The organism is Streptomyces inusitatus, from assembly GCF_014651115.1.
Lineage (GTDB): Bacteria > Actinomycetota > Actinomycetes > Streptomycetales > Streptomycetaceae > Streptomyces > Streptomyces amakusaensis.
The window spans coordinates 51468-72459 of the sequence record NZ_BMWG01000016.1; the positions used below are offsets into that span (position 1 = coordinate 51468).

The 20992-nt window shown below is 71.1% G+C and carries 16 protein-coding genes; 12 read left to right on the top strand and 4 right to left on the bottom strand.

What is annotated here, in order from left to right; genetic code table 11:
* Positions 1-155: 155 nt before the first annotated feature.
* Positions 156-1331: a trypsin-like serine peptidase gene (locus IE247_RS22555; RefSeq protein ID WP_190125055.1), complete on the bottom strand. Its 1176-nt coding sequence runs from the start codon at positions 1329-1331 to the stop codon at positions 156-158.
* Between the two features lie 331 nt (positions 1332-1662).
* Here IE247_RS22555 and IE247_RS22560 point away from each other — a divergent pair, with 331 nt between their 5' ends.
* The 4 genes from IE247_RS22560 to IE247_RS22575 all read left to right on the top strand — a co-directional run bounded on the left by IE247_RS22560 (position 1663) and on the right by IE247_RS22575 (position 7768).
* Positions 1663-3048, top strand: a complete 1386-nt coding sequence (locus tag IE247_RS22560) for a diaminobutyrate--2-oxoglutarate transaminase family protein (protein ID WP_190125056.1) — start codon at positions 1663-1665, stop codon at positions 3046-3048.
* Between the two features lie 35 nt (positions 3049-3083).
* Positions 3084-4847, top strand: a complete 1764-nt coding sequence (locus IE247_RS22565) for an IucA/IucC family protein (RefSeq protein ID WP_229869286.1) — start codon at positions 3084-3086, stop codon at positions 4845-4847.
* Positions 4848-4952: 105 nt separating this feature from the next.
* A complete protein-coding gene (locus IE247_RS22570) occupies positions 4953-5702 on the top strand; it encodes a GNAT family N-acetyltransferase (RefSeq protein WP_190125058.1) in 750 nt (249 codons plus the stop codon).
* Between the two features lie 95 nt (positions 5703-5797).
* Entirely contained in the window at positions 5798-7768 is a 1971-nt protein-coding gene (locus IE247_RS22575; protein ID WP_190125059.1) for an ATP-dependent DNA helicase, read from the top strand.
* Between the two features lie 131 nt (positions 7769-7899).
* Here the strand turns inward: IE247_RS22575 and lexA are convergent, their stop codons facing one another.
* A complete protein-coding gene (gene lexA / locus IE247_RS22580; RefSeq protein WP_190125060.1) occupies positions 7900-8694 on the bottom strand; it encodes a transcriptional repressor LexA in 795 nt (264 codons plus the stop codon).
* Positions 8695-9354: 660 nt separating this feature from the next.
* Between lexA and nrdR the strand changes: the two genes are divergently transcribed.
* Positions 9355-9864, top strand: coding sequence for a transcriptional regulator NrdR (gene nrdR / locus IE247_RS22585; RefSeq protein WP_190125135.1), 510 nt, complete (start codon positions 9355-9357; stop codon positions 9862-9864).
* Positions 9865-10050: 186 nt separating this feature from the next.
* Complete coding sequence (locus IE247_RS22590) at positions 10051-12909, top strand: vitamin B12-dependent ribonucleotide reductase (protein ID WP_190125061.1); 2859 nt, start codon at positions 10051-10053, stop codon at positions 12907-12909.
* A 153-nt stretch (positions 12910-13062) separates the two neighbouring features.
* On the opposite strand, the gene IE247_RS22595 is transcribed toward IE247_RS22590, so the two are convergent.
* Positions 13063-13587, bottom strand: coding sequence for a TerD family protein (locus tag IE247_RS22595; protein ID WP_190125062.1), 525 nt, complete (start codon positions 13585-13587; stop codon positions 13063-13065).
* A 109-nt stretch (positions 13588-13696) separates the two neighbouring features.
* Here IE247_RS22595 and IE247_RS22600 point away from each other — a divergent pair, with 109 nt between their 5' ends.
* The 5 genes from IE247_RS22600 (at position 13697) to IE247_RS22620 (ending at position 17587) form a co-directional block, all read left to right on the top strand.
* Positions 13697-14302: a YdbC family protein gene (locus IE247_RS22600; RefSeq protein ID WP_190125063.1), complete on the top strand. Its 606-nt coding sequence runs from the start codon at positions 13697-13699 to the stop codon at positions 14300-14302.
* A gap of 123 nt (positions 14303-14425) precedes the next feature.
* A complete protein-coding gene (locus IE247_RS22605) occupies positions 14426-15085 on the top strand; it encodes a histidine phosphatase family protein (RefSeq protein WP_190125064.1) in 660 nt (219 codons plus the stop codon).
* A 12-nt stretch (positions 15086-15097) separates the two neighbouring features.
* Positions 15098-16006, top strand: a complete 909-nt coding sequence (locus tag IE247_RS22610) for an ADP-ribosylglycohydrolase family protein (RefSeq protein WP_190125065.1) — start codon at positions 15098-15100, stop codon at positions 16004-16006.
* 173 nt (positions 16007-16179) lie between these two features.
* Entirely contained in the window at positions 16180-16881 is a 702-nt protein-coding gene (rnhB, locus tag IE247_RS22615; protein ID WP_190125066.1) for a ribonuclease HII, read from the top strand.
* An 82-nt stretch (positions 16882-16963) separates the two neighbouring features.
* Positions 16964-17587, top strand: a complete 624-nt coding sequence (locus IE247_RS22620; RefSeq protein WP_190125067.1) for a hypothetical protein — start codon at positions 16964-16966, stop codon at positions 17585-17587.
* Positions 17588-17773: 186 nt separating this feature from the next.
* Here the strand turns inward: IE247_RS22620 and IE247_RS22625 are convergent, their stop codons facing one another.
* The gene (locus IE247_RS22625) at positions 17774-18403 is read right to left on the bottom strand and encodes a hypothetical protein (RefSeq protein WP_190125068.1); all 630 of its coding nucleotides are present in this window, start codon (positions 18401-18403) and stop codon (positions 17774-17776) included.
* Between the two features lie 340 nt (positions 18404-18743).
* Between IE247_RS22625 and IE247_RS22630 the strand changes: the two genes are divergently transcribed.
* Complete coding sequence (locus IE247_RS22630; protein WP_190125069.1) at positions 18744-20903, top strand: RecQ family ATP-dependent DNA helicase; 2160 nt, start codon at positions 18744-18746, stop codon at positions 20901-20903.
* Positions 20904-20992: the final 89 nt, after the last annotated feature.

Sequence of the window (20992 nt, forward strand, 5' to 3'; positions counted from 1 at the left end):
GGCGGGCGCCCGGAGGGGCCGGGGGGCGCCGCGCCCCCGTTCCCCCCGGCCCGCCCAGAGCCCGCGCGCCCCCGTAGAAGGGCAGGGGGCCCCCCCCCCCCCCCCGGGGGGGGGGGCGCCGTTTCTCGTTCGCCGTCGCGCGGCGTCGCCGGGCTCTACCGTCCGGCGAACTTCTCGCTGACCGCCCGGTAGACCGCCTTCGCCTCGTCGCCGAGCCTGGGGCCGGCCAGCCAGCCGGCGGCGAGGGGGCCGATCGAGGTGTTGGACACCAGGGCCGGTTCCCCGTCCCGGCCCTCGGCCACCCAGCCGCCGCCGGACGAACCGCCGGTCATGGTGCAGCCGATGCGGTACATCGTCGGCTCGTCCGCCTTCACCGAGAGCCGTCCCGGCCGGTCCGGGCACTGGAACATCCGCTCGCCGTCGAACGGCGCGGCGGCCGGGTAGCCGGTCGCCGTCATTTTCGCGATCTCCGAGACGGCCGGGGCCTCGAACTCGACCGGCAGCGCGGAGCCCACGGTCTCCTCCAGCGAAGCGCCCGAGCGGCCCTTCTCCGGGGTGACGTGGATGACCGCGAAGTCGAAGGGAGCGCCCTGGCCGCCGGTCTTGGCGCCCTGCGCGATCCACTGCTCGGAGGTCTTCACCCAGTCGCCCCACCACACCCCGTGCGGAGCGACTTCCGCCTTCGGCGTGCCCTGCAATTCGGCGGTGGACCTGGCGTTGTCGTTGTACGAGGGGACGAAGGCGATGTTGCGGTACCAGCCGCCCTTCTTCCCGGCGTGGACACAGTGCCCCGCCGTCCACACCAGATTGGACTTGCCGGGGTTGGCCGGGTCCTGGACCACGGTCGCCGAGCAGACCATCGAACCCTCGGGGCCGTCGAAGAAGACCTTCCCGGCCTCGGGGGCGTTCGCCCGGTAGGGGGCGCTCACCGTTCGCGCCTTCACAGGGGCGGGCGTGGGGTCGGTGACGCCGTCGTCGCCCGAGATGTCCTTGTCCACCGGCCGCTCCGGCGGGGTCTCCGCCTCACGCATCCGGTCCGGGTCCCACAGATCCTCGATGATCGGATTGACGAAGTCCTGGGCCTCGCGCAGCCAGGTGTCCTTGTCCCAGTTCTTCCACTCGCCGTTCCGCCACTTGTCGACGTCTATCCCGTGTTCCTTGAGCCTGTCCTTCAGCTCCTCCGGGATGGTGATCCTGTCCTCGCCGCCCCGGGAGGCCGAGGCGCTCGGCTTGTCGCCCGCGCTGTTCTCGCTCGGACCGCAGGCGGTGGCCGCCAGCGCGAGCACCGCGGCGATCGAGGCCGCCGTCATCGTCGGGCGAATGGGTCGCATGTCGTGAATCCCCCTGGGAGTTTCATAGGTTTCCGTGCCGCTGAACCGCGGTACCGGGCTTCCCCGGTACCGCCGCGAACCCCGCGCACAGCGGCGTCCGCTCATGACACGGCCCCAGGATGCCGGTGCCGATGGGGACGGCACCCGGCGGGTCCATGGTTCCGCTGCCGCAAGGATCTTCGGGCTGCCCGTGATCCGGGGCCCGCCGCGTCGTTGGTACGGACGGGGAACACGGGAGGCGCGCCCCGGCGTGAGCGGGCCCCGGACGTATCCCTGTGACGCCGGACGTGCCCGTGTCGGCGCGACAGTGACCGCTGGAGGACCGACAGCCGTGGCCCTGACCCAACCCGCTTCCGCGCCGTCGGCCGGACACGAGGGGATTCTGCGCCGGCAGTCGCTGCGCGAGCCCTCGGCGCGCACCTACGCCCGATCGCTGCCCATCGTGCCCGTGCGGGCGCGGGGGCTCACCATCGAGGGCGCGGACGGCCGCCGCTATCTGGACTGTCTCTCCGGGGCGGGCGCCCTGGCGCTCGGGCACAACCACCCCGTGGTCCTCGAAGCGGTCAGGAAGGTCATCGACTCAGGGGCCCCGCTGCACGCGCCCGATCTCGCCACACCGGTCAAGGACGCCTTCACCACCGAGCTGTACGCCACCCTCCCGCGCGAGTTCGCCGACGACGCGCGGATCCGGTTCTGCGGGCCCGCCGGCGCCGACGCGGTCGCAGCGGCGATCGAACTCGTCCGCGCGGCGACCGGCCGCGACGGTCTGTTCGCCTTCACCGGCGCGTTCACCGGCGCGCACCGCGGCACGACGGCCGGAGCGCCGGAAGCCCTCGGCGGGGCGACCGGGGGCCGGATCACCCGGCTGCCCTTCCCGCAGAGCTACCGCTGCCCCTTCGGCGTCGGCGGGGAGCGCGGCGCGGAACTGGGCGCGCGGTGGACCGAGAGCCTGCTCGACGACCCCGGCAGCGGGGTGCCCGCACCGGCCGGGATGATCGTGGAACCCGTGCAGGGGGAAGGCGGTGTGTTCCCCGCCCCCGACCTCTGGATGCGCAGGATACGGAAGATCACCGAGGCTCGTTCGATCCCTCTGGTCGCCGACGAGGTGTGGACGGGCGTCGGGCGGACCGGAGCCTTCTGGGCCGTGGAGCACAGCGGTGTCGTGCCCGATGTGATGGTCCTCTCCAAGGCGATCGGCGGTTCCCTCCCGCTGGCCGTGATCGTCTACCGCTCCGCGCTCGACGGCCGGAGGCCGGACACCGGCCCGGGCGCCTGCCGCGGCAATCAGCTCGCCATGGCGGCGGGCGCGGCCACGCTCGCCTTCGTCCGCGAGAACGGGCTCGCCGCCCGCGCGGCGGCTCTCGGCGACCGGATGCTCGGACGGCTGCGGGAACTGGCCGCCGCCCATCCCCGCGTCGGCGAGGTGCGGGGCCGGGGCCTGATGATCGGCGTCGAGCTCGTGGACCCCGACGCCACGGCCGCCGATGCCCCGACCCCGCCGCCCGCCCCCGAACTCGCCCTCGCCGTCCGGCAGGAGTGCCTGGAGCGGGGGCTCATCATCGAACTGGGCGGCCGTCACTCGGCCGTCGTACGCCTTCTGCCCCCGCTCACGCTCACCGACGAACAGGCCGTGGCCGTCCTGGACCGCTTCGCCGACGCGCTGGAGGCGGCGGAGCGCACCCAGCGCACCACCCGCCGTCCCGAGGCTCCGCGGTGAGCGCCGCCCCCACGCCCCTCGCGTCCCGTGCCCCCGTGCCCCCGCCTCTCACGGTCCGCCCCGGCGCCGACCCCCTCGACGATCCGGACCCCCGGCGGGCCGCCGACGCGGCGGGGGTCGAGAATCTGCTGCGCTGCTGGGTCCGGGAACACGACATCGCCCGGCCCGCCGGACCCGTCCTGCGCATCCCCCTGCCCGCCACCGGCACCGCCCTCCTGGTCCCCGTCCGCTACTGGTCACCGAGCGGAACCCACCGCTTCGCCGCGCCCGTCCCGGAGGGAGCGCCCCCCGGCGCGCCCGCTGTCGACGCGGTGACGCTCGCGGCCCTCCTCGGCCGGGAAGCGGGCTCTGCCGAGGGGAGCGACCTGGTGGAGCGGGTCGCGGGCTCGGTGCGCCACACCGCCGTCTTCATCGCGGAACGCCGGGCTCGTCCCGCCCCGGCCCCCGGCACGGGCCTCTTCCACGCCGGGGAGCAGTCCCTGATCCTCGGGCACCCGCTGCACCCCACCCCCAAGAGCCGTGACGGGCTCTCCGACGCCGAGACGCTGCGGTACTCGCCCGAGTCGCGCGGCTCCTTCCCCCTGCACTGGATGGCCGTCCACCGGTCCGTGGCCACCGGTGACTCCGCCTGGACCGAACAGCGGCGGCCCCTGACGGCGGAGCGGCTCACCGCCCGGCTCGGCGAAGGCCTCCCGCTGCCCGAAGACACCGTCGCCCTCCCCCTGCACCCCTGGCAGGCCCGCGAGCTCGTCCGGCGCCCCGATGTCGTCTCCCTTCTCGACGACGGCCTGCTGCACGATCTCGGCCCCCACGGCGCGGCCTGGCACCCGACGTCGTCCGTCCGGACCGTGCACCGCCCCGGCACCCCGGTCATGCTGAAGCTCTCCCTCGGTCTTCGCATCACCAACTCCCGCCGGGAGAACCTCCACAAGGAACTCCACCGGGGCGTCGAGGTCCACCGGCTCCTCCTCACCGGCCTCGCCGCCCGGTGGCGGGCCGCCCACCCGGGCTTCGACATCGTGCGCGACCCCGCCTGGCTCGCCGTCACCACCGCCCGCATCGACCCGGCGCACGGCGGCCCCGTCCCCGGATTCGACGTCCTGATGCGGCACCAGCCCTTCGCCCCCCGGGACGACGTCGTCTGCGTCGCCGCGCTCACCGCCCTCCGCCCCTGGCCCGGCGACACCGGCATGCGCTCCCGGCTCGCCGACATCGTCGCCCGGCTGACCGCCGTCGGCGGCCGACGCGCCGACGTGGTCGCCACCGAGTGGTTCCTGCGCTATCTCGACCAGGTGGTCCGCCCGGTGCTCTGGCTGGACGGCGCTGCGGGCATCGCCCTCGAAGCGCACCAGCAGAACACCCTGGTCGTCCTCGACGCCGAAGGCTGGCCCGCCGGTGGCCGCTACCGCGACAACCAGGGCTACTACTTCCGCGAGTCCCGCCGCGCCGAACTCGAACACCGCCTTCCCGGCATCGGCTCGCTCAGTGACACCTTCGTCTCCGACGAGGTCACCGACGAGCGCTTCGCCTACTACCTCGGCATCAACAACGTCCTCGGACTGATCGGGGCCCTCGGCTCGCAGCGCCTGGCCGACGAGGACGTCCTCATCGCCGCCTTCCGCCGCTTCCTCGCCTCCGCCACCGCCCTCGGCTCCCCCCTGCCGTCACAACTCCTCGACGCCCGCACCCTCCGTACCAAGGCCAATCTGCTCACCCGCGCACACGGTCTCGACGAACTCGTCGGCCCGGTCGCCGACCAGTCCGTCTACGCCGCCCTCACCAACCCCCTCCACCGCTGAACCGCCCCCTCCGCCCGTTCCCCCCATTCCTGCGTCTCCCCGCCGCCCTGTGCGAATGTCCCCCTGTCCGAGCAGCACCGACCGAACTGTGAGAGGAGCGCCACCGTGCCTCCCACCGATGCGAGAACCGGCACCGATCCCCTCGCCCCCCGGCTCGCCGGGGGCGCGGAGCACCCCCCGGGCGAAGGCGTCGAGGACACCCTGGAGCTACGGATCCCGGACGAGCTGCTCACCCTGTTCAAAGAGGCCGACCAGCTCCGGCGCGCGGACGGCGGGGCCGGCGGTCCGCTGCTCGACAACCTCGCCGCGTGGGGGCCGACCGTCACATCGGAAGGCACCTTCCAGCTCGTCCCCGCGAGCGTCGACCGTGATCTCGCACTGATCAGCCACTGGATGAACGACCCCGCCGTCGCCCCGTTCTGGGAGCTGGCGGGCCCCGACTCCGTCACCGCCGACCATCTGCGCGCCCACCTCGACGGGGACGGCCGCAGCGTCCCCTGTCTCGGCGTGCTCGACTCCGTACCCATGAGCTACTTCGAGATCTACCGCGCCGATCTCGACCCGCTGGCACGCCACTACCCCGCCCGCCCCCACGACACGGGCATCCACGTCCTGATCGGCACCGTCGCCGACCGGGGGCGAGGCCTCGGCTCCACCTTGCTCAGAGCCGTCGCCGATCTTGTGCTGGACAACCGTCCGCGATGTTCGCGCGTCATCGCGGAACCCGATCTGCGGAACACGCCCTCCGTCTCCGCCTTCCTCAGCGGGGGTTTCCGCTTCTACTCCGAAGCCGATCTTCCCGGGAAGCGCGCCGCTCTGATGGTCCGCGACCGGGCGCTTCGAAGCGTGCTGTGAATGACACCGCCGACGAAGCGCGCGGGTCACGGCCCGACCGCATTCTGGCGGGATCGGATCGGGATGTCAGAGGGGAGCCGTAGGGTGGTCCGCCTATGACGAAGCCATCCCTCCCCGAACTCCTCCATGCCGCCGTCACCGCCGTCGGCGGCATGGAAAGGCCTGGTCAGATCGCCATGGCCGAAGCCGTCGCCGAGGCTGTCGACGACGGTTCGCACCTTCTCGTCCAGGCCGGCACCGGCACCGGAAAGTCCCTCGGCTATCTCGTGCCCTCGGTGGCCCACGGCGAGCGGGTCGTCATCGCCACGGCGACGCTCGCCCTCCAGCGCCAGCTCGTCGAGCGTGATCTGCCCCGCACGGTCGACGCGCTGCATCCGCTGCTGCGCCGCCGTCCGGAGTTCGCGATGCTCAAGGGGCGCTCGAACTACCTGTGCCTCCACCGTCTGCACGAAGGAGTGCCGCAGGACGAGGAGGACGGCCTCTTCGACCCGTTCGAGGCGGCCGCCCCGAGCAGCAAACTCGGCCAGGATCTGCTGCGGATGCGGGACTGGGCCGACGAGACGGAGACGGGCGATCGCGACGCGCTGACACCCGGCGTCTCCGACCGGGCGTGGGCACAGGTCTCGGTCTCCTCCCGGGAGTGCCTGAGCGCGAGCAAGTGCGCGTACGGCGCGGAGTGCTTCGCCGAGATGGCCAGGGAGCGGGCCAAGCTCTCCGACGTGGTCGTCACCAACCACGCGCTGCTCGCCATCGACGCGATCGAGGGGGCGCCGGTTCTGCCGCCCCATGAGGTCCTGGTCATCGACGAGGCTCATGAGCTGGTCTCCCGGGTCACCGGCGCGGCCACCGGAGAGCTCACTCCCGGCCAGGTCAACCGTGCGGTGCGCCGGGCGGCCAAGCTCCTCGACGAGAAGTCGGCGGACTCGCTCCAGACCGCCGCCGAGACATTCGAGCGGCTGATGGAGCTGGCCCTCCCCGGCAGGCTGGAGGAGATCCCGGAGGATCTCGGCTACGCGCTCCAGATCCTGCGCGACGCCGCGCGCACCGCGATCTCGGGCCTGGGTTCGAGCCGGGACAAGTCCCTCCAGGACGAGGACGCCGTCCGCAAGCAGGCCCTGGCCTCGGTGGAGAACATCCATGACGTGGCCGAGCGCATCGTCCAGGGCTCGGAGTACGACGTCGTCTGGTACGAGCGCCACGACCGCTTCGGGGCCTCGCTGCGGGTCGCGCCGATGAATGTGTCGGGGCTGCTCCGGGAGAAGCTGTTCACCGACCGTTCGGTGGTGCTGACCTCCGCGACACTGAAGCTCGGCGGTGATTTCAACGGGGTGGGCGCGTCTCTGGGGCTCTCCCCCGAGGGGACCGAGGGCGATGATGTTCCCCAGTGGAAGGGCCTGGATGTCGGCTCGCCCTTCGACTATCCGAAGCAGGGCATTCTGTATGTCGCCCGCCATCTGGCGACCCCGGGCCGGGAGGGTTCCCGCGGCGACATGATGGACGAGCTCGCGGAGCTGGTGGAGGCGGCCGGCGGCCGTACGCTCGGGCTGTTCTCCTCGATGCGCGCGGCGCAGGCGGCGGCCGAGGAGCTGCGCGGCCGGCTGGGGAACCGGATTCTGCTTCAGGGCGAGGAGACGCTCGGGGAGCTGATCAAGAATTTCGCGGCCGATCCCGAGACCTGTCTCTTCGGCACGCTCTCGCTCTGGCAGGGGGTGGATGTGCCGGGCCCGAGCTGTCAGCTGGTGGTGATGGACCGGATTCCGTTCCCCCGGCCCGACGACCCTCTGATGAGCGCCCGGCAGAAGGCGGTGGAGGAGGCGGGTGGCAATGGCTTCATGGCGGTCGCCGCGACGCATGCCGCGCTGCTGATGGCGCAGGGAGCGGGCCGTCTGGTCCGTGCGACGGGGGACCGGGGTGTGGTGGCGGTGCTGGATCCCCGGCTCGCCAACGCGCGGTACGGCAGCTTTCTGCGGGCTTCCCTGCCCGACTTCTGGTACACGACGGACCGGAATCAGGTGCGCCGTTCGCTGGCCGCCATTGACGCCACCGCGAAGGCGGACGGTTCGTAGCAGGCTGCCCGGCGGGCCGGGTAGCCGGGCAGGCGGTGCCGGTGGGCTGGGTGTGGGGCTCTGTGTGGACGCGGCAGGGCCCCGGGACCGGCGCAGTGGGTCCCGGGGCCCGGTCAGGGGCGGCGGATGTCTCAGACCCGCCGCAGCACCGCCACCACTTTGCCGAGGATGGTGGCCTCGTCGCCGGGGATCGGCTGGTAGGCCGCGTTGTGCGGGAGCAGCCAGACGTGTCCGCTCTCGCGCTTGAAGCGTTTGACGGTGGCTTCGCCGTCGAGCATGGCGGCGACGATGTCGCCGTTCTCCGCGACGGGCTGGCGGCGGACGGTGACCCAGTCGCCGTCGCAGATGGCTGCTTCGATCATTGAGTCGCCGACGACTTTGAGGACGAACAGCTCGCCGTCGCCGACGAGCTGCCGGGGGAGTGGGAAGACGTCTTCGACGGATTCCTCGGCGAGGATGGGTCCGCCTGCCGCGATCCGGCCGACCAGCGGCACATAGGAGGCGGCGGGCTTGCCCGTGGTGTCGGTGGGCTGGGTGCTGGGCTGGTCGGAGCCGCGCACCTCGTAGGCGCGGGGGCGGTGCGGGTCTCGCCGCAGGAAGCCCTTGCGTTCGAGGGCCATCAGCTGATGGGCGACGGACGAGGTGCTGGAGAGTCCCACGGCCTGGCCGATCTCCCGCATGGACGGCGGGTAGCCTCGGCGCTGCACTGAGTCACGGATCACCTCGATGACGCGCCGCTGCCGATCCGTGAGTCCGGAGCTGTCCGCCCTGATTCCCGGGGGTCGCCCGGGCAGAGAACGCGCGGCCCTGGAAGGGTCTGCCCCCTCGGGGCTCGTGGCTGCGTCTGTCATGGCATGCATCGGCTCGAATCGGTTCTGGGAGCGGTCCTGGGCAGTGATGGCGGCACTGTCAGCGGTGGTGGTCACGTCGGCCCCTCTCGAATGGTCTCCCTAGCTGGACAACGGTAGTTGGTTTCGAAAGGTTGCGCCAAACACACGTTCGAGTGAAAAATTGTGGATTGCTTTACGTGTGCAGGTGATTGGGTGTATGTGCGACTACTCCGCACCGGCGGGCAATGGGCTCCGCAATCGCCGAACGATACGGCCGGGTAATACCGCTCGCCGACGGTAAGTCGACGGTAAGTGGATTTGGCTCATTACGGTAGCGTTACCCGCCGATTCGGTTGTCGGGGGGTGGTTCCAGTCTCGCATTCGGAGGGCCGGAAAGCCGTCGGCCGGACCCGGAATGTCGCACGCCGGATCCTTCCCGTACGCTCGTTCCCGGCCGCCCCGCCTCCTCCTCGCGCCCACCGCCGGACCTCCGTCCGGCGTCGGTCCGGACCGTTCCGTGCCGTGGCGTCACCGGGCGTACGCCCTCCGCGATCATCGCTTGTCACGCGACACGCGCCGGGGGAGTGAAACGCGGTCAAACCCCAGATGTAGTGGTTGGATTGTGTCCGCCGCCCAGAAGTTGTGGTCCCTGGTCTCTCGGGGTCATGGCCATCGCCTATGCTGGGGGCTGCTTCGAAGGGCTGGGACAGCCCGTCGCAGCGATTCAGTCGTGCCATGAAGGAAGGGTTGGGATCCATGCACTGCCCCTTCTGCAGGCACCCCGACAGCCGGGTCGTCGACAGCCGCACCACCGACGACGGGACGTCCATCCGACGCCGTCGGCAGTGCCCCGACTGCTCCCGCCGTTTCACGACGGTGGAAACCGCCTCACTGATGGTGATCAAGCGCAGCGGGGTTACCGAACCCTTCAGCCGTATCAAGGTCATTTCCGGGGTGCGCAAGGCGTGCCAGGGACGACCGGTCACCGAGGACGCTCTCGCTCAGCTCGGCCAGCGTGTCGAGGAAGCGGTGCGTGCCACCGGCAGTGCCGAGCTGACCACCCACGATGTGGGACTGGCCATACTCGGCCCTTTGCAGGAACTCGACCTTGTCGCCTACCTGCGCTTCGCGTCCGTGTACCGGGCGTTCGATTCGCTTGAGGACTTCGAGGCGGCCATCACGGAACTCCGTGAACAACGGCCGCCGGAAGAGAACGGGACCGGCGGGACCCCCGGGGTCCCCGTTCCCGCCCCCGCCGCCGGCTGAGCGCCGCCGAGCGGGGCCGCCGGGCCCGTGCGACCGGCTGATCGACTGATCGGCCGGCCGGTCGGCCGCAGGGCGGCGACAAGATCCGTCATGGGCGCCGAGCTGCGCCCGTGACACCACACCAAGACTGTGCTCCGGGAAGATCTGGGCACTTCACGATGTTTTTGCCCGTATATGGGAGGCGGCATGACAGAGACGACGAGCGGCCCGGCACGAGGGTCCCGCGCCAAGGGGACCAAGGCCAGCAAGGGGCTGCGTATCGAGCGCATCCACACCACCCCCGGCGTGCATCCGTACGACGAGGTGGTCTGGGAGCGCCGTGACGTCGTCATGACCAATTGGCGCGACGGCTCGGTCAACTTCGAGCAGCGTGGCGTCGAGTTCCCCGACTTCTGGTCGGTGAACGCGGTCAACATCGTCACCAGCAAGTACTTCCGCGGGGCGGTCGGCACTCCCCAGCGAGAGACCGGTCTCAAGCAGCTGATCGACCGGATCGTGAAGACGTACCGGAAGGCCGGGGAGGACTACAGCTACTTCGCTTCGCCCGCCGACGCCGAGATCTTTGAACACGAGCTGGCCTACGCGCTTCTGCACCAGATCTTCAGCTTCAACTCGCCGGTCTGGTTCAACGTCGGCACGCCCCAGCCGCAGCAGGTCTCCGCCTGCTTCATCCTGGCCGTCGACGACTCCATGGAGTCGATCCTCGACTGGTACAAGGAAGAGGGCATGATCTTCAAGGGCGGCTCCGGCGCCGGCCTGAACCTCTCCCGGATCCGTTCCTCCAAGGAACTGCTCTCCTCCGGCGGCAACGCCTCCGGCCCGGTCTCCTTCATGCGCGGAGCGGACGCCTCCGCCGGAACCATCAAGTCCGGCGGTGCCACCCGCCGCGCGGCCAAGATGGTCATCCTCGATGTCGACCACCCCGACATCGAGGGCTTCATCGAGACCAAGGTGAAGGAGGAGGAGAAGATCCGCGCCCTGCGGGACGCGGGCTTCGACATGGACCTGGGCGGCGACGACATCACGTCCGTCCAGTACCAGAACGCCAACAACTCGGTCCGGGTGAACGACGAGTTCATGACCGCCGTGGAGACCGGCGGCAAGTTCGGCCTGCGCGCCCGGATGACCGGAGAGGTCATCGAGGAGGTCGATGCCAAGTCGCTCTTCCGCAAGATGGCCGAGGCGGCCTGGGCCTGCGCCGACCCGGGGATCCAGTACGACGACACGATCAACCACTGGCACACCTGCCCCGAGTCCGGCCGGATCAACGGCTCGAACCCGTGCAGCGAGTACATGCACCTGGACAACACGTCCTGCAACCTCGCCTCGCTGAACCTGATGAAGTTCCTCAAGGACGACGGCGAGGGCAACCAGTCCTTCGACGCCGGGCGCTTCTCCAAGGTCGTCGAGCTGGTCATCACGGCGATGGACGTCTCCATCTGCTTCGCCGACTTCCCCACCCAGAAGATCGGCGAGAACACCCGCGCCTTCCGCCAGCTCGGCATCGGCTACGCCAACCTCGGCGCCCTGCTGATGGCCACGGGCCACGCGTACGACAGCGACGGCGGCCGCGCCCTGGCCGGCGCCATCACCTCCCTGATGACGGGCACGTCCTACCGGCGCTCCGCCGAGCTGGCCGCGGTCGTCGGCCCGTACGACGGCTACGCGCTGAACGCGGCTCCGCACCAGCGCGTCATGCGTCAGCACTCCGACGAGAACGCCAAGGCCGTCCGCGTGGACGAGCTGGACTCCTCGATCTGGGCCGCCGCGACGGAGGCCTGGCAGGACGTGATCCGCCTCGGTGAGAAGAACGGTTTCCGCAACGCCCAGGCGTCCGTGATCGCTCCCACCGGCACCATCGGTCTCGCGATGTCCTGCGACACCACCGGCCTTGAGCCCGACCTCGCCCTGGTCAAGTTCAAGAAGCTGGTCGGCGGCGGCTCGATGCAGATCGTCAATGGCACGGTTCCGCAGGCGCTGCGCCGCCTCGGCTACCAGCCGGAGCAGATCGAGGCGATCGTCGCCCACATCGCCGAGCACGGCAATGTGATCGACGCCCCGGCCCTGAAGACCGAGCACTACGAGGTCTTCGACTGCGCCATGGGCGAGCGTTCCATCTCCGCGATGGGCCACGTCCGCATGATGGCGGCGATCCAGCCCTGGATCTCCGGCGCGCTCTCCAAGACGGTCAACATGCCGGAGTCGGCGACCGTCGAAGAGGTCGAGGAGATCTACTTCAAGGCGTGGAAGATGGGCGTCAAGGCGCTCGCGATCTACCGCGACAACTGCAAGGTCGGCCAGCCCCTCTCCGCGAAGACCAAGGAGAAGGAGAAGGCCGAGATCACCGAGAAGACCGAGGAGACCATCCGGGCCGCGGTCGAGAAGGTGGTCGAGTACCGCCCCGTCCGCAAGCGTCTCCCCAAGGGACGTCCGGGGATCACCACCTCCTTCACGGTCGGCGGGGCCGAGGGGTACATGACCGCCAACTCCTACCCGGACGACGGTCTCGGCGAGGTCTTCCTGAAGATGTCCAAGCAGGGTTCCACCCTCTCGGGCATGATGGACGCCTTCTCGATCGCCGTCTCGGTCGGTCTCCAGTACGGCGTTCCGCTGGAGACCTACGTCTCCAAGTTCACCAACATGCGCTTCGAGCCGGCCGGTATGACGGACGACCCGGACGTGCGGATGGCGCAGTCGATCGTCGACTACATCTTCCGCCGCCTGGCGCTGGACTTCCTGCCGTTCGAGACCCGCTCGGCCCTCGGCATCCACTCGGCCGAGGAGCGTCAGCGCCACCTGGACACGGGATCGTACGAGCAGCCCTTCGACGAGGAGCCCGACGTCGAGGTCCTGACCCGGCCCGCCGCCCCTGCCCAGCAGGAGCCGCAGGCCGCCGTCCAGGTGCACACCTCGGCGGAGCTGGTCGAGATGCAGCTCGGCATCAGCGCCGACGCGCCGCTCTGCTTCTCCTGCGGTACGAAGATGCAGCGGGCGGGTTCCTGCTACATCTGCGAGGGCTGCGGCTCCACCAGCGGTTGCAGCTGATCCGTACGGCATCCGCCGACATCCGTGTGACGTAACCTCCGCTTCAGGCCGGACCACCGGCTGACCTGCGGAGACATGAAGGGGACCGATCCACTGATCGGTCCCCTTCGCCGTGCGGTCCTACGGTCGTACTTATCGCCGCCGGCCGGCGGCTCAGGCGCCGCCCATGAGCCTGGCGAACGCCTCGGGGTCGGTGTCGAAGCCCCGGAGCGTCTCGCGGTACCGCCAGCCGCCCTTCTCGTCACGGACGAATTCCGCGACCACCGCCGCCGTGGACCCCGCGACGGCCGCGAGATCGCTCTTCCACAGCTCGGTGTGTCCCTCGGCGACCCTGACCAGGGTCTTCGCGACCTCGCCGAACACCCGGCGGCCGTCGCGCTGCTGGATGACCACGCCCACGACCACCCGCCCGTAGACCGCCGCCAGCCGCTCGAACTCCAGCGTCATGACCTCGTCGGAGCCGAAACCCTGACCGGTCTTGCTGTCCCTGGCCAGCAGGATCGTGCCGTCGGGCGACCTGCTGTCGAAGTGCACGACATACGCGGGATCGCCGTGCGGGGCGTCCGCCCGGTAGGTCGCCGCGACTATGTCGAGATCATGGGACGGCGCGCCCATGGGACTCGGATCCCACCGCAGACTCACTTCGGCCTTGCTGACGCCCTTGTTCAGGCTGCTCACCAGATGTCCCTTTCGCGCGACCGCCAGAACTTCTCCGTCGGTCGACCGTATCCGCTCGGCGGGGGTCACGGCGAGTAGCTGACCGCTGTATGCCGGTTACGATGGCGCGGTGCTGGTCAAGTGGATTCGCTGCACCGTGGTGGACCGTCGTCGGTTCGAGCGGGGACAGCGAAAGTGGGCGGGGCTGCTGGGTGAGCCGGGATTCCGGGGACAGGGCGGCGGGTGGAGCAGGGGACGTCCCGACGTCGCCCATGTCTTCGCCTTCTGGGAGAGCCGCGCGCTGTACGACTCGTTCATGGCCCGTTCCCACGACCGGCTGGCCGCCGGACAGGCCGGGGCGTACCGTGATATGCAGGTCAAGCTGTTCGACCACCGATTTGATGTGAAGACCGGGTTCGAGCCGAAATTCACCGACGCCGATGTGGTGAGAGTGGCCCATTCCAAGGTCAGGGAAGACCGCTCCGAGCACTACGCGACGATGCAGGAGAAGGTCTGGAATCCGGCGATGGCCGGGTCTCCCGGAATGATAAGAGGTCTGTTCGGCGAGGCGCCGGAGAATGAATTCCTGGTGATGTCGATGTGGCTGTCGGAGGCCGAACACGGAAAATACCGCAGAGAGCGAATAGAGCGGCTGCTGCTCCGCACCCAGACCGAGGCGGATGTGGCGGTGCTCTCGGGGGACGTGGTGCGGCTCGAACCCTCGTGGACGGTATGACCGGGCAGTCCGTTTCCTGGCGTCCTCATCGTGTCTTCATCGCGTCGCAGGTCATCGCGTCGATACGCCGGATGGACTCGCCCCGCCCGCCCGGGGCCGCGCCGCCCGATCTAGGGTCGGGGTATGGCGCGACCGCGACGTATCGTCCTCGTCCGGCACGGCGAGTCGGAGGGCAATGCCGATGACACCGTGTACGAACGCGAGCCCGACCATGCGCTGAGACTGACCCCCACCGGGCTGGTCCAGGCGACGGAGGCCGGTGTCCGGCTCCGTGAGCTGTTTGGAAACGAGCAGGTCAGCGCCTATGTCTCGCCCTATCGACGCACTCATGAGACTTTTCGCGCCTTCGCCTTCGACTCGGCGCTCGTCAGGGTCCGCGAGGAGCCCCGGCTGCGCGAGCAGGACTGGGGGAACTGGCAGGACACCGATGACGTACGCCTTCAGAAGGCGTATCGGGACGCTTATGGGCACTTCTTCTACCGATTCGCCCAGGGAGAGTCGGGCGCGGATGTGTACGACCGGGTCGGCGCGTTCCTGGAGAGCCTGCACCGCAGTTTCGAGTCCCCGGACCACCCGCCGAATGTGCTTCTGGTGACCCATGGGCTGACCATGCGGCTGTTCTGCATGCGCTGGTTCCACTGGACGGTCGCGGAGTTCGAATCGCTCTCCAATCCGGGCAACGGCGAGATGCGTGTACTGGAAATCGGTGACGACGAGCGCTACACGCTTGACCGGCCGTTCGAACGCTGGCGGACCCCCGAGCCGTACGGTGTCACCGGATAGAGTGGCGGGAAGATGATCGCTGAATCCGCTGACGAACGGCGCTTCGAACGCGCCCTGGGCAGCCTGCTCGGACTGTCCGTGGGAGACGCCCTGGGCTCCCAGTTCTTCGTACCCGTGAACTACCCCCTCCTGCACCGCCGCGAACTGCCCGACGGCCGCTGGCAGTGGACCGACGACACCGAGATGGCCTGCTCGGTACTGGCCGTCCTCGCGGCCCACGGCCGCGTCGACCAGGACGCCCTCGCCCGCTCCTTCGCCGACCACCACGACTTCGACCGCGGCTACGGCCCGGCGGTGAACCGCATGCTCCGGCTGATCAGGGAGGGCGGCGACTGGCGAGAACTCGCCGCCGCGCTCTTCAACGGCCAGGGATCGTGGGGCAACGGCTCCGCCATGCGCATCGCCCCGCTCGGCGCCTGGTACGGGGACGACCCGGAGCAGGCCACCCATCAGGCCGAGATCTCCTCGTACACCACGCATCAGCACCGTGAGGCCGTGGTCGGAGCCATGGCGGTGGCCGCCGCCGCCGCGCTGGCCGCCGCTCCCGGCGGCCCCCCGGCCCCCGGCGAGCTGCTCGACGGGGTGATCGCGCTCGTACCGCGCAGCGCCGTGACGGCCGGGCTGCGCCGGGCGCGGGACATGCTCGACTACGACGACGCCACCACCGTCGCCGCCGTCCTCGGCAGCGGCCGGCGGACCAGCGCGCACGACACCGTGCCGTTCGCGCTGTGGTCGGCCGCCCGCTCGCTGGACGACTTCGAGCGGGCGTTCTGGACGACCGCGCGGGTGGGCGGCGATGTGGACACCACCTGCGCGATCGCCTGCGGAGTGGTCGCGGCGGGGACGGCGGGAGCGCCCCCCGCCGACTGGCTCCGGCGCACCGAGGCCCTCCCGGAGTGGACCCCGCGCCGGGCGGGCTGACCCGCCGCTTGCCGCCCGCCGCCCGCCGGGGCCGGGGCCTTTCCGCGGTACGTGAATGGCCGGAAAACGCCCGCTCCGGCGGTGTGCGGGGGACGCCGGGGGAGCGGGTCCGGAAGCCGGAGGGGAATCCGGTTGCCACCGCCGGGGTGGGGCGGCGTAACCTTGCTGGCGCCATGCCGTACGAACCTCCCACCCACAGAGTCGAGCGCTCGATCCGAGCCACCACCGGCGCCAGGATCGTCGCCGGCGTCGACGAGGTCGGCCGCGGAGCGTGGGCCGGACCGGTCACGGTGTGCGCCGCGATCACCGGACTGCGCAGACCCCCCGCCGGTCTCACCGACTCCAAACTGATCAGCCCCAGGCGTCGCGAGGAACTCGCCGCCGAGCTGGAGAAGTGGGTGACGGCGTACGCGCTCGGGCACGCCACGCCCGAGGAGATCGACGCCCTGGGAATGACCGCCGCCCTGCGGCTCGCCGCCCGCCGCGCGCTGGAGGCGCTCCCGGTCCGCCCGGACGCCGTCATCCTCGACGGCAAGCACGACTATCTCGGAGACCCCTGGCGCGTCCGCACGGTCATCAAGGGCGACCAGTCCTGTATCGCCGTCGCGGCCGCCTCGGTGATCGCCAAGGTGCGCCGGGACGCGATGATGGCCGAACTTCCGGGGGAGTACGCGGATTTCGCCTTCGCCGCCAACGCGGGCTACCCCTCGCCGGTGCACCAGGCGGTTCTCGCGGAGCGGGGCCCCACGCCCTACCACCGGCTCTCCTGGGCCTATCTCGACGCCCTGCCCCGGTGGCGGCATCTCAAGAAGACCCGGATCCCCACCGCGGCGTCGGAGCTGGAGAGCGGGGGCCAGCTCGGCTTCGATTTCTGAACCGCCCCCTCCCGCAGGGCAGTCGTACGCAGATGCCCACCCGCCGATGCCGTTCGAACCGGCATTTGATAGACAGTCACCCATGCCTCTCTTCCCCGAGGAGCCTCAGATTCACGAGAGCGCCCAGGGTCCCCGCGTCACTCCGGCCACCGGCCGTACCGCGTCGACCCCCCGTCCCGTACCCGGTCCGCGTTCCATGGCCACGCCGCGTCCCGGAAGCCCGGGCCCCGGCCCGGCCCGGCCCGCACCGCCGGCTCAGCGAACGCCCCCCGCCCCCGCAGGGAAGCCGCAGGCCGCCCCCGCCGCGGAGAAGCGTTCCCAGCCGCAGATCCAGCTGATCCCCGTGGCGGCCGACGCCGCTCTGGACGCCGCCGACGAGGCGGTCGATCTGCTGCTCGACACGGGCCGCGCGCCGGCCGACGTGCTGGTGCTCACCACCGGCGAGGCCCACCCGTGGGCCGCGCACGAGCTGTCCTTCGGCGAGGCCGCCTACTGGGCCCAGCACGACGCCGCCGACGATGTCTTCTACGCGGACGCGGAGGCCCTGGAGCGGATCGCCTCCCGGCCCGTGGTCGTCGTCGCCCTCGGCGACGACGGTGGGAACGACGCCGTGGCGCTGCCCGCGGCGCTGGCGAAGGCGGGTGCGCTGCTGATCGTGTGCGGCGACGCCCAGCGGGTCAACGCCGTGCTCGGCGCGGCGGTCTGAGCCGTACGGCTCCACAAGCCCCTCGGCGACGCCCCTCGGGGCTCCCGAGCGATCCGGTGCTCCGGCTGCCCGCCCGACGGGCAGCCGGACGGACCACAGGACGGCGCTCGGCCCGAGGGGCGTCGCCGACGGCGTTCGGAGTACGGGGTACGACGGATCCCCGGGCCCCGAGGAGCCCGGGGGGATTCAGCGGGCGGCGGTGCGGCGCAGTGCTTCCGGAGCGCCGCTGGCCGTGCGCAGCTCCAGCGGCTCGGCAGCCGCCGAGGCCTCGGCCAGATCGCCGGGAGTCGAGGTCAGATTCGGCTGGCGGCCGCCCCGTCCCTCTCCCAGCACCTGCCAGCCGCCGCGGGTCAGCGTGATGTAAGCGCCGCACCGCAGGCCGTGCAGGGTGCACGCGTCCCTCAGCCCCCACATCCACGCGCCGTCCTCCTCCGTCCACCGCTCGTCCCCCTCGCGGCAGTAGAGCAGTACGGCGGTACGCACCGGAGTGCGGCGGCGCAGATCGTGCGGGATCACCCGGCGTAGATGGGCCAGCAGCGCGTTGCGGAACTCCCAGCCGTCGGCGAGCGCGGAGCGCCGGGTGAACGAGGCGCTCGCCGCGAGGCGTTCTTCGTGGTCGAGCACCGCGACGACCGCTGTCGTCGGAGTCGGACGGTGGCGGGAGTGCAGTCCGCTGACCACCTCTCGGGGGTTGCGCAGCAGGGGGATCCCCGCCGAGGCCCACTCGGCAGGCTGGAGCATCCTGGCGAGTCGGCTGGCGGAGTTCGCCGAATGGGTCATCGAGGTGGCTGCGGACGAGGCGAATCCGAAGGTCACAGTCCTCCCTTCGCATACGCGCCCACAGTGCGGGCAGGGTCGGGTGAGGGCGCACCGCGAACAGCCCTTCCGACCGCGAACGGGCCGTGCGGGGAGCGTTTCAATTCTCGCTGTCCCACCGGCATGCGGCAACGAGCAATTTGACGTCACTGGCAGAAATAGCCGGGTATGACCCTGATATCCCTTCCCCTCATTCTTCTCCGCACTCCCTCCCGTGACTCCCGGCCCCGTGCCGCCCTCCTGCGCCCGCCCCGGCCCGGCGGCTCCGGCGGCCGTTCGTGAGCCGGTGTCACGCTGGGTGAATTGGGCGATTGTCAGTGCCATCGGGTTGCATGGGGGTATGGAAAACCTGGAGCTCCGCGCCGAAGCCGATGCCATCCTCGCCGAGCTGGTCGGCGCCCCGGCGGGGGCGGCGCGGCTGCGGGAGGACCAGTGGCAGGCCGTGGCGGCCCTGGTGGAGGAGCGCCGCCGCGCCCTGGTGGTGCAGCGCACCGGCTGGGGCAAGTCGGCGGTGTACTTCGTCGCCACCGCGCTGCTGCGCCGCCGCGGCTCCGGCCCCACAGTGATCATCTCGCCGCTGCTGGCGCTGATGCGCAACCAGGTGGACGCGGCGGCGCGGGCCGGTATCCAGGCGCGCACCATCAACTCGGCCAACCCGGAGGAGTGGGAAACGATCTACGAGGAGGTCGAGCGCGGCGAGACCGATGTCCTCCTCGTCAGCCCGGAGCGCCTCAATTCCGTCGATTTCCGCGAACAGGTGCTCCCCAAGCTCGCGGCCACGACCGGCCTGCTGGTGGTCGACGAGGCGCACTGCATCTCCGACTGGGGCCATGACTTCCGCCCCGACTACCGCCGGCTGCGGGCGATGCTGGCGGAGCTCGCCCCCGGTGTACCGGTGCTCGCCACCACCGCGACCGCCAACGCGCGGGTGACCGCGGACGTGGCCGAGCAGCTCGGCACCGGCGCGGGTGAGGCCCTGGTGCTGCGCGGCCCGCTGGAGCGGGAGAGCCTCCGCCTCGGAGTCGTCCGGCTGCCGGACGCCGCGCACCGGCTGGCCTGGCTCGCCGAGCACCTGGGCGGGCTCCAGGGCTCCGGGATCATCTACACCCTCACCGTCGCCGCCGCCGAGGAGGCCACCGCCTTTCTGCGGCAGCGCGGCTTCAACGTGGCCTCCTACACCGGCAAGACGGAGAACGCCGACCGGCTCCAGGCCGAGGTCGACCTCCAGGAGAACCGCGTCAAGGCGCTGGTCGCCACCTCGGCGCTGGGCATGGGCTTCGACAAGCCCGACCTGGGCTTCGTGATCCATCTCGGCTCGCCGTCCTCGCCCATCGCCTACTACCAGCAGGTCGGCCGCGCCGGCCGAGGCGTCGAGCACGCCGATGTGCTGCTGCTGCCGGGCAAGGAGGACGAGGCCATCTGGCGCTACTTCGCCGACACCGCCTTCCCGCCCGAGGCGCAGGTGCGCCAGACCCTGACGGCCCTCGCCGACGCGGGACGGCCGCTGTCCGTGCCGGCCCTGGAGGCGGCGGTGGAGCTCCGGCGCACCCGTCTGGAGACCATGCTGAAGGTCCTCGACGTGGACGGGGCCGTCAAGCGGGTGAAGGGCGGCTGGACCTCCACCGGCCGGGAGTGGGCCTACGACTCCGAGCGCTACGCCTGGGTCGCCCGCCAGCGCGCCGCCGAGCAGCAGGCCATGCGCGACTACGTCAGCACGACCCGGTGCCGGATGGAGTTCCTCCGCCGTCAGCTGGACGACGAGGGGGCGGCCCCGTGCGGCCGCTGCGACAACTGCGCGGGAGTCTGGGCCGACGCCTCCGTCTCGGCGGAGACGCTGACCGGGGCGGCGAAGGAGCTGGACCGCCCGGGTGTGGAGATCGAGCCGCGCCGGATGTGGCCCACGGGGATGCCCGCGCTCGGCATCGACCTCAAGGGGCGCATCCCCGCCGGGGAGCAGTGCTCCACCGGGCGTGCCCTGGGACGGCTGTCGGACATCGGCTGGGGGAACCGGCTGCGCCCCCTGCTGGCGGAGAACGCGCCGGACGCGCCGGTCCCCGACGACGTTCTGCGGGCCGCCGTGGCCGTCCTCGCCGACTGGGCGCGCTCTCCGGGCGGCTGGGCCCCCGGCGTCCCGGACGCCTCCGCCCGGCCGGTGGGGATCGTCGCCGTGCCGTCCCTGACCCGTCCGCGGCTGGTCGGCTCCCTGGCCGGGGGGATCGCGACCGTCGGACGTCTCCCGCTGCTGGGCACCCTGACGTACACCGGGCCGGACGGCGCGCACACGGCGCGCCGCAGCAATTCGGCCCAGCGCCTCAAGGCGCTGTCGGGGACCTTCGCCGTCTCCGAGGAGCTGGCCGGCGCGCTGGCGGGCTCTCCCGGCCCCGTACTGCTCGTGGACGACTACACCGACTCGGGCTGGACCCTCGCGGTCGCCGCCCGGCTCATTCGCAGGGCGGGCGGCGAGCGGGTCCTTCCGCTGGTCCTCGCCGCGGCGGGCTGATCCGGCGGCACGACGGGCGTTATCGCCGCGGCCCGGCTTGACCTCAATCAATGTTGAGGTTGAACAGTGGTCCTTCCCGCGAGTGAATT

Coding starts and splice junctions, on each gene's coding strand:
- IE247_RS22555 (WP_190125055.1), bottom strand. CDS start 1,331: ATGCGACCCATTCGCCCGACGATGACGGCGGCCTCGATCGCCGCGGTG.
- IE247_RS22575 (WP_190125059.1), top strand. CDS start 5,798: ATGACGAAGCCATCCCTCCCCGAACTCCTCCATGCCGCCGTCACCGCC.
- nrdR (WP_190125135.1), top strand. CDS start 9,355: ATGCACTGCCCCTTCTGCAGGCACCCCGACAGCCGGGTCGTCGACAGC.
- IE247_RS22590 (WP_190125061.1), top strand. CDS start 10,051: ATGACAGAGACGACGAGCGGCCCGGCACGAGGGTCCCGCGCCAAGGGG.
- IE247_RS22605 (WP_190125064.1), top strand. CDS start 14,426: ATGGCGCGACCGCGACGTATCGTCCTCGTCCGGCACGGCGAGTCGGAG.
- IE247_RS22610 (WP_190125065.1), top strand. CDS start 15,098: ATGATCGCTGAATCCGCTGACGAACGGCGCTTCGAACGCGCCCTGGGC.
- rnhB (WP_190125066.1), top strand. CDS start 16,180: ATGCCGTACGAACCTCCCACCCACAGAGTCGAGCGCTCGATCCGAGCC.
- IE247_RS22620 (WP_190125067.1), top strand. CDS start 16,964: ATGCCTCTCTTCCCCGAGGAGCCTCAGATTCACGAGAGCGCCCAGGGT.
- IE247_RS22630 (WP_190125069.1), top strand. CDS start 18,744: ATGGAAAACCTGGAGCTCCGCGCCGAAGCCGATGCCATCCTCGCCGAG.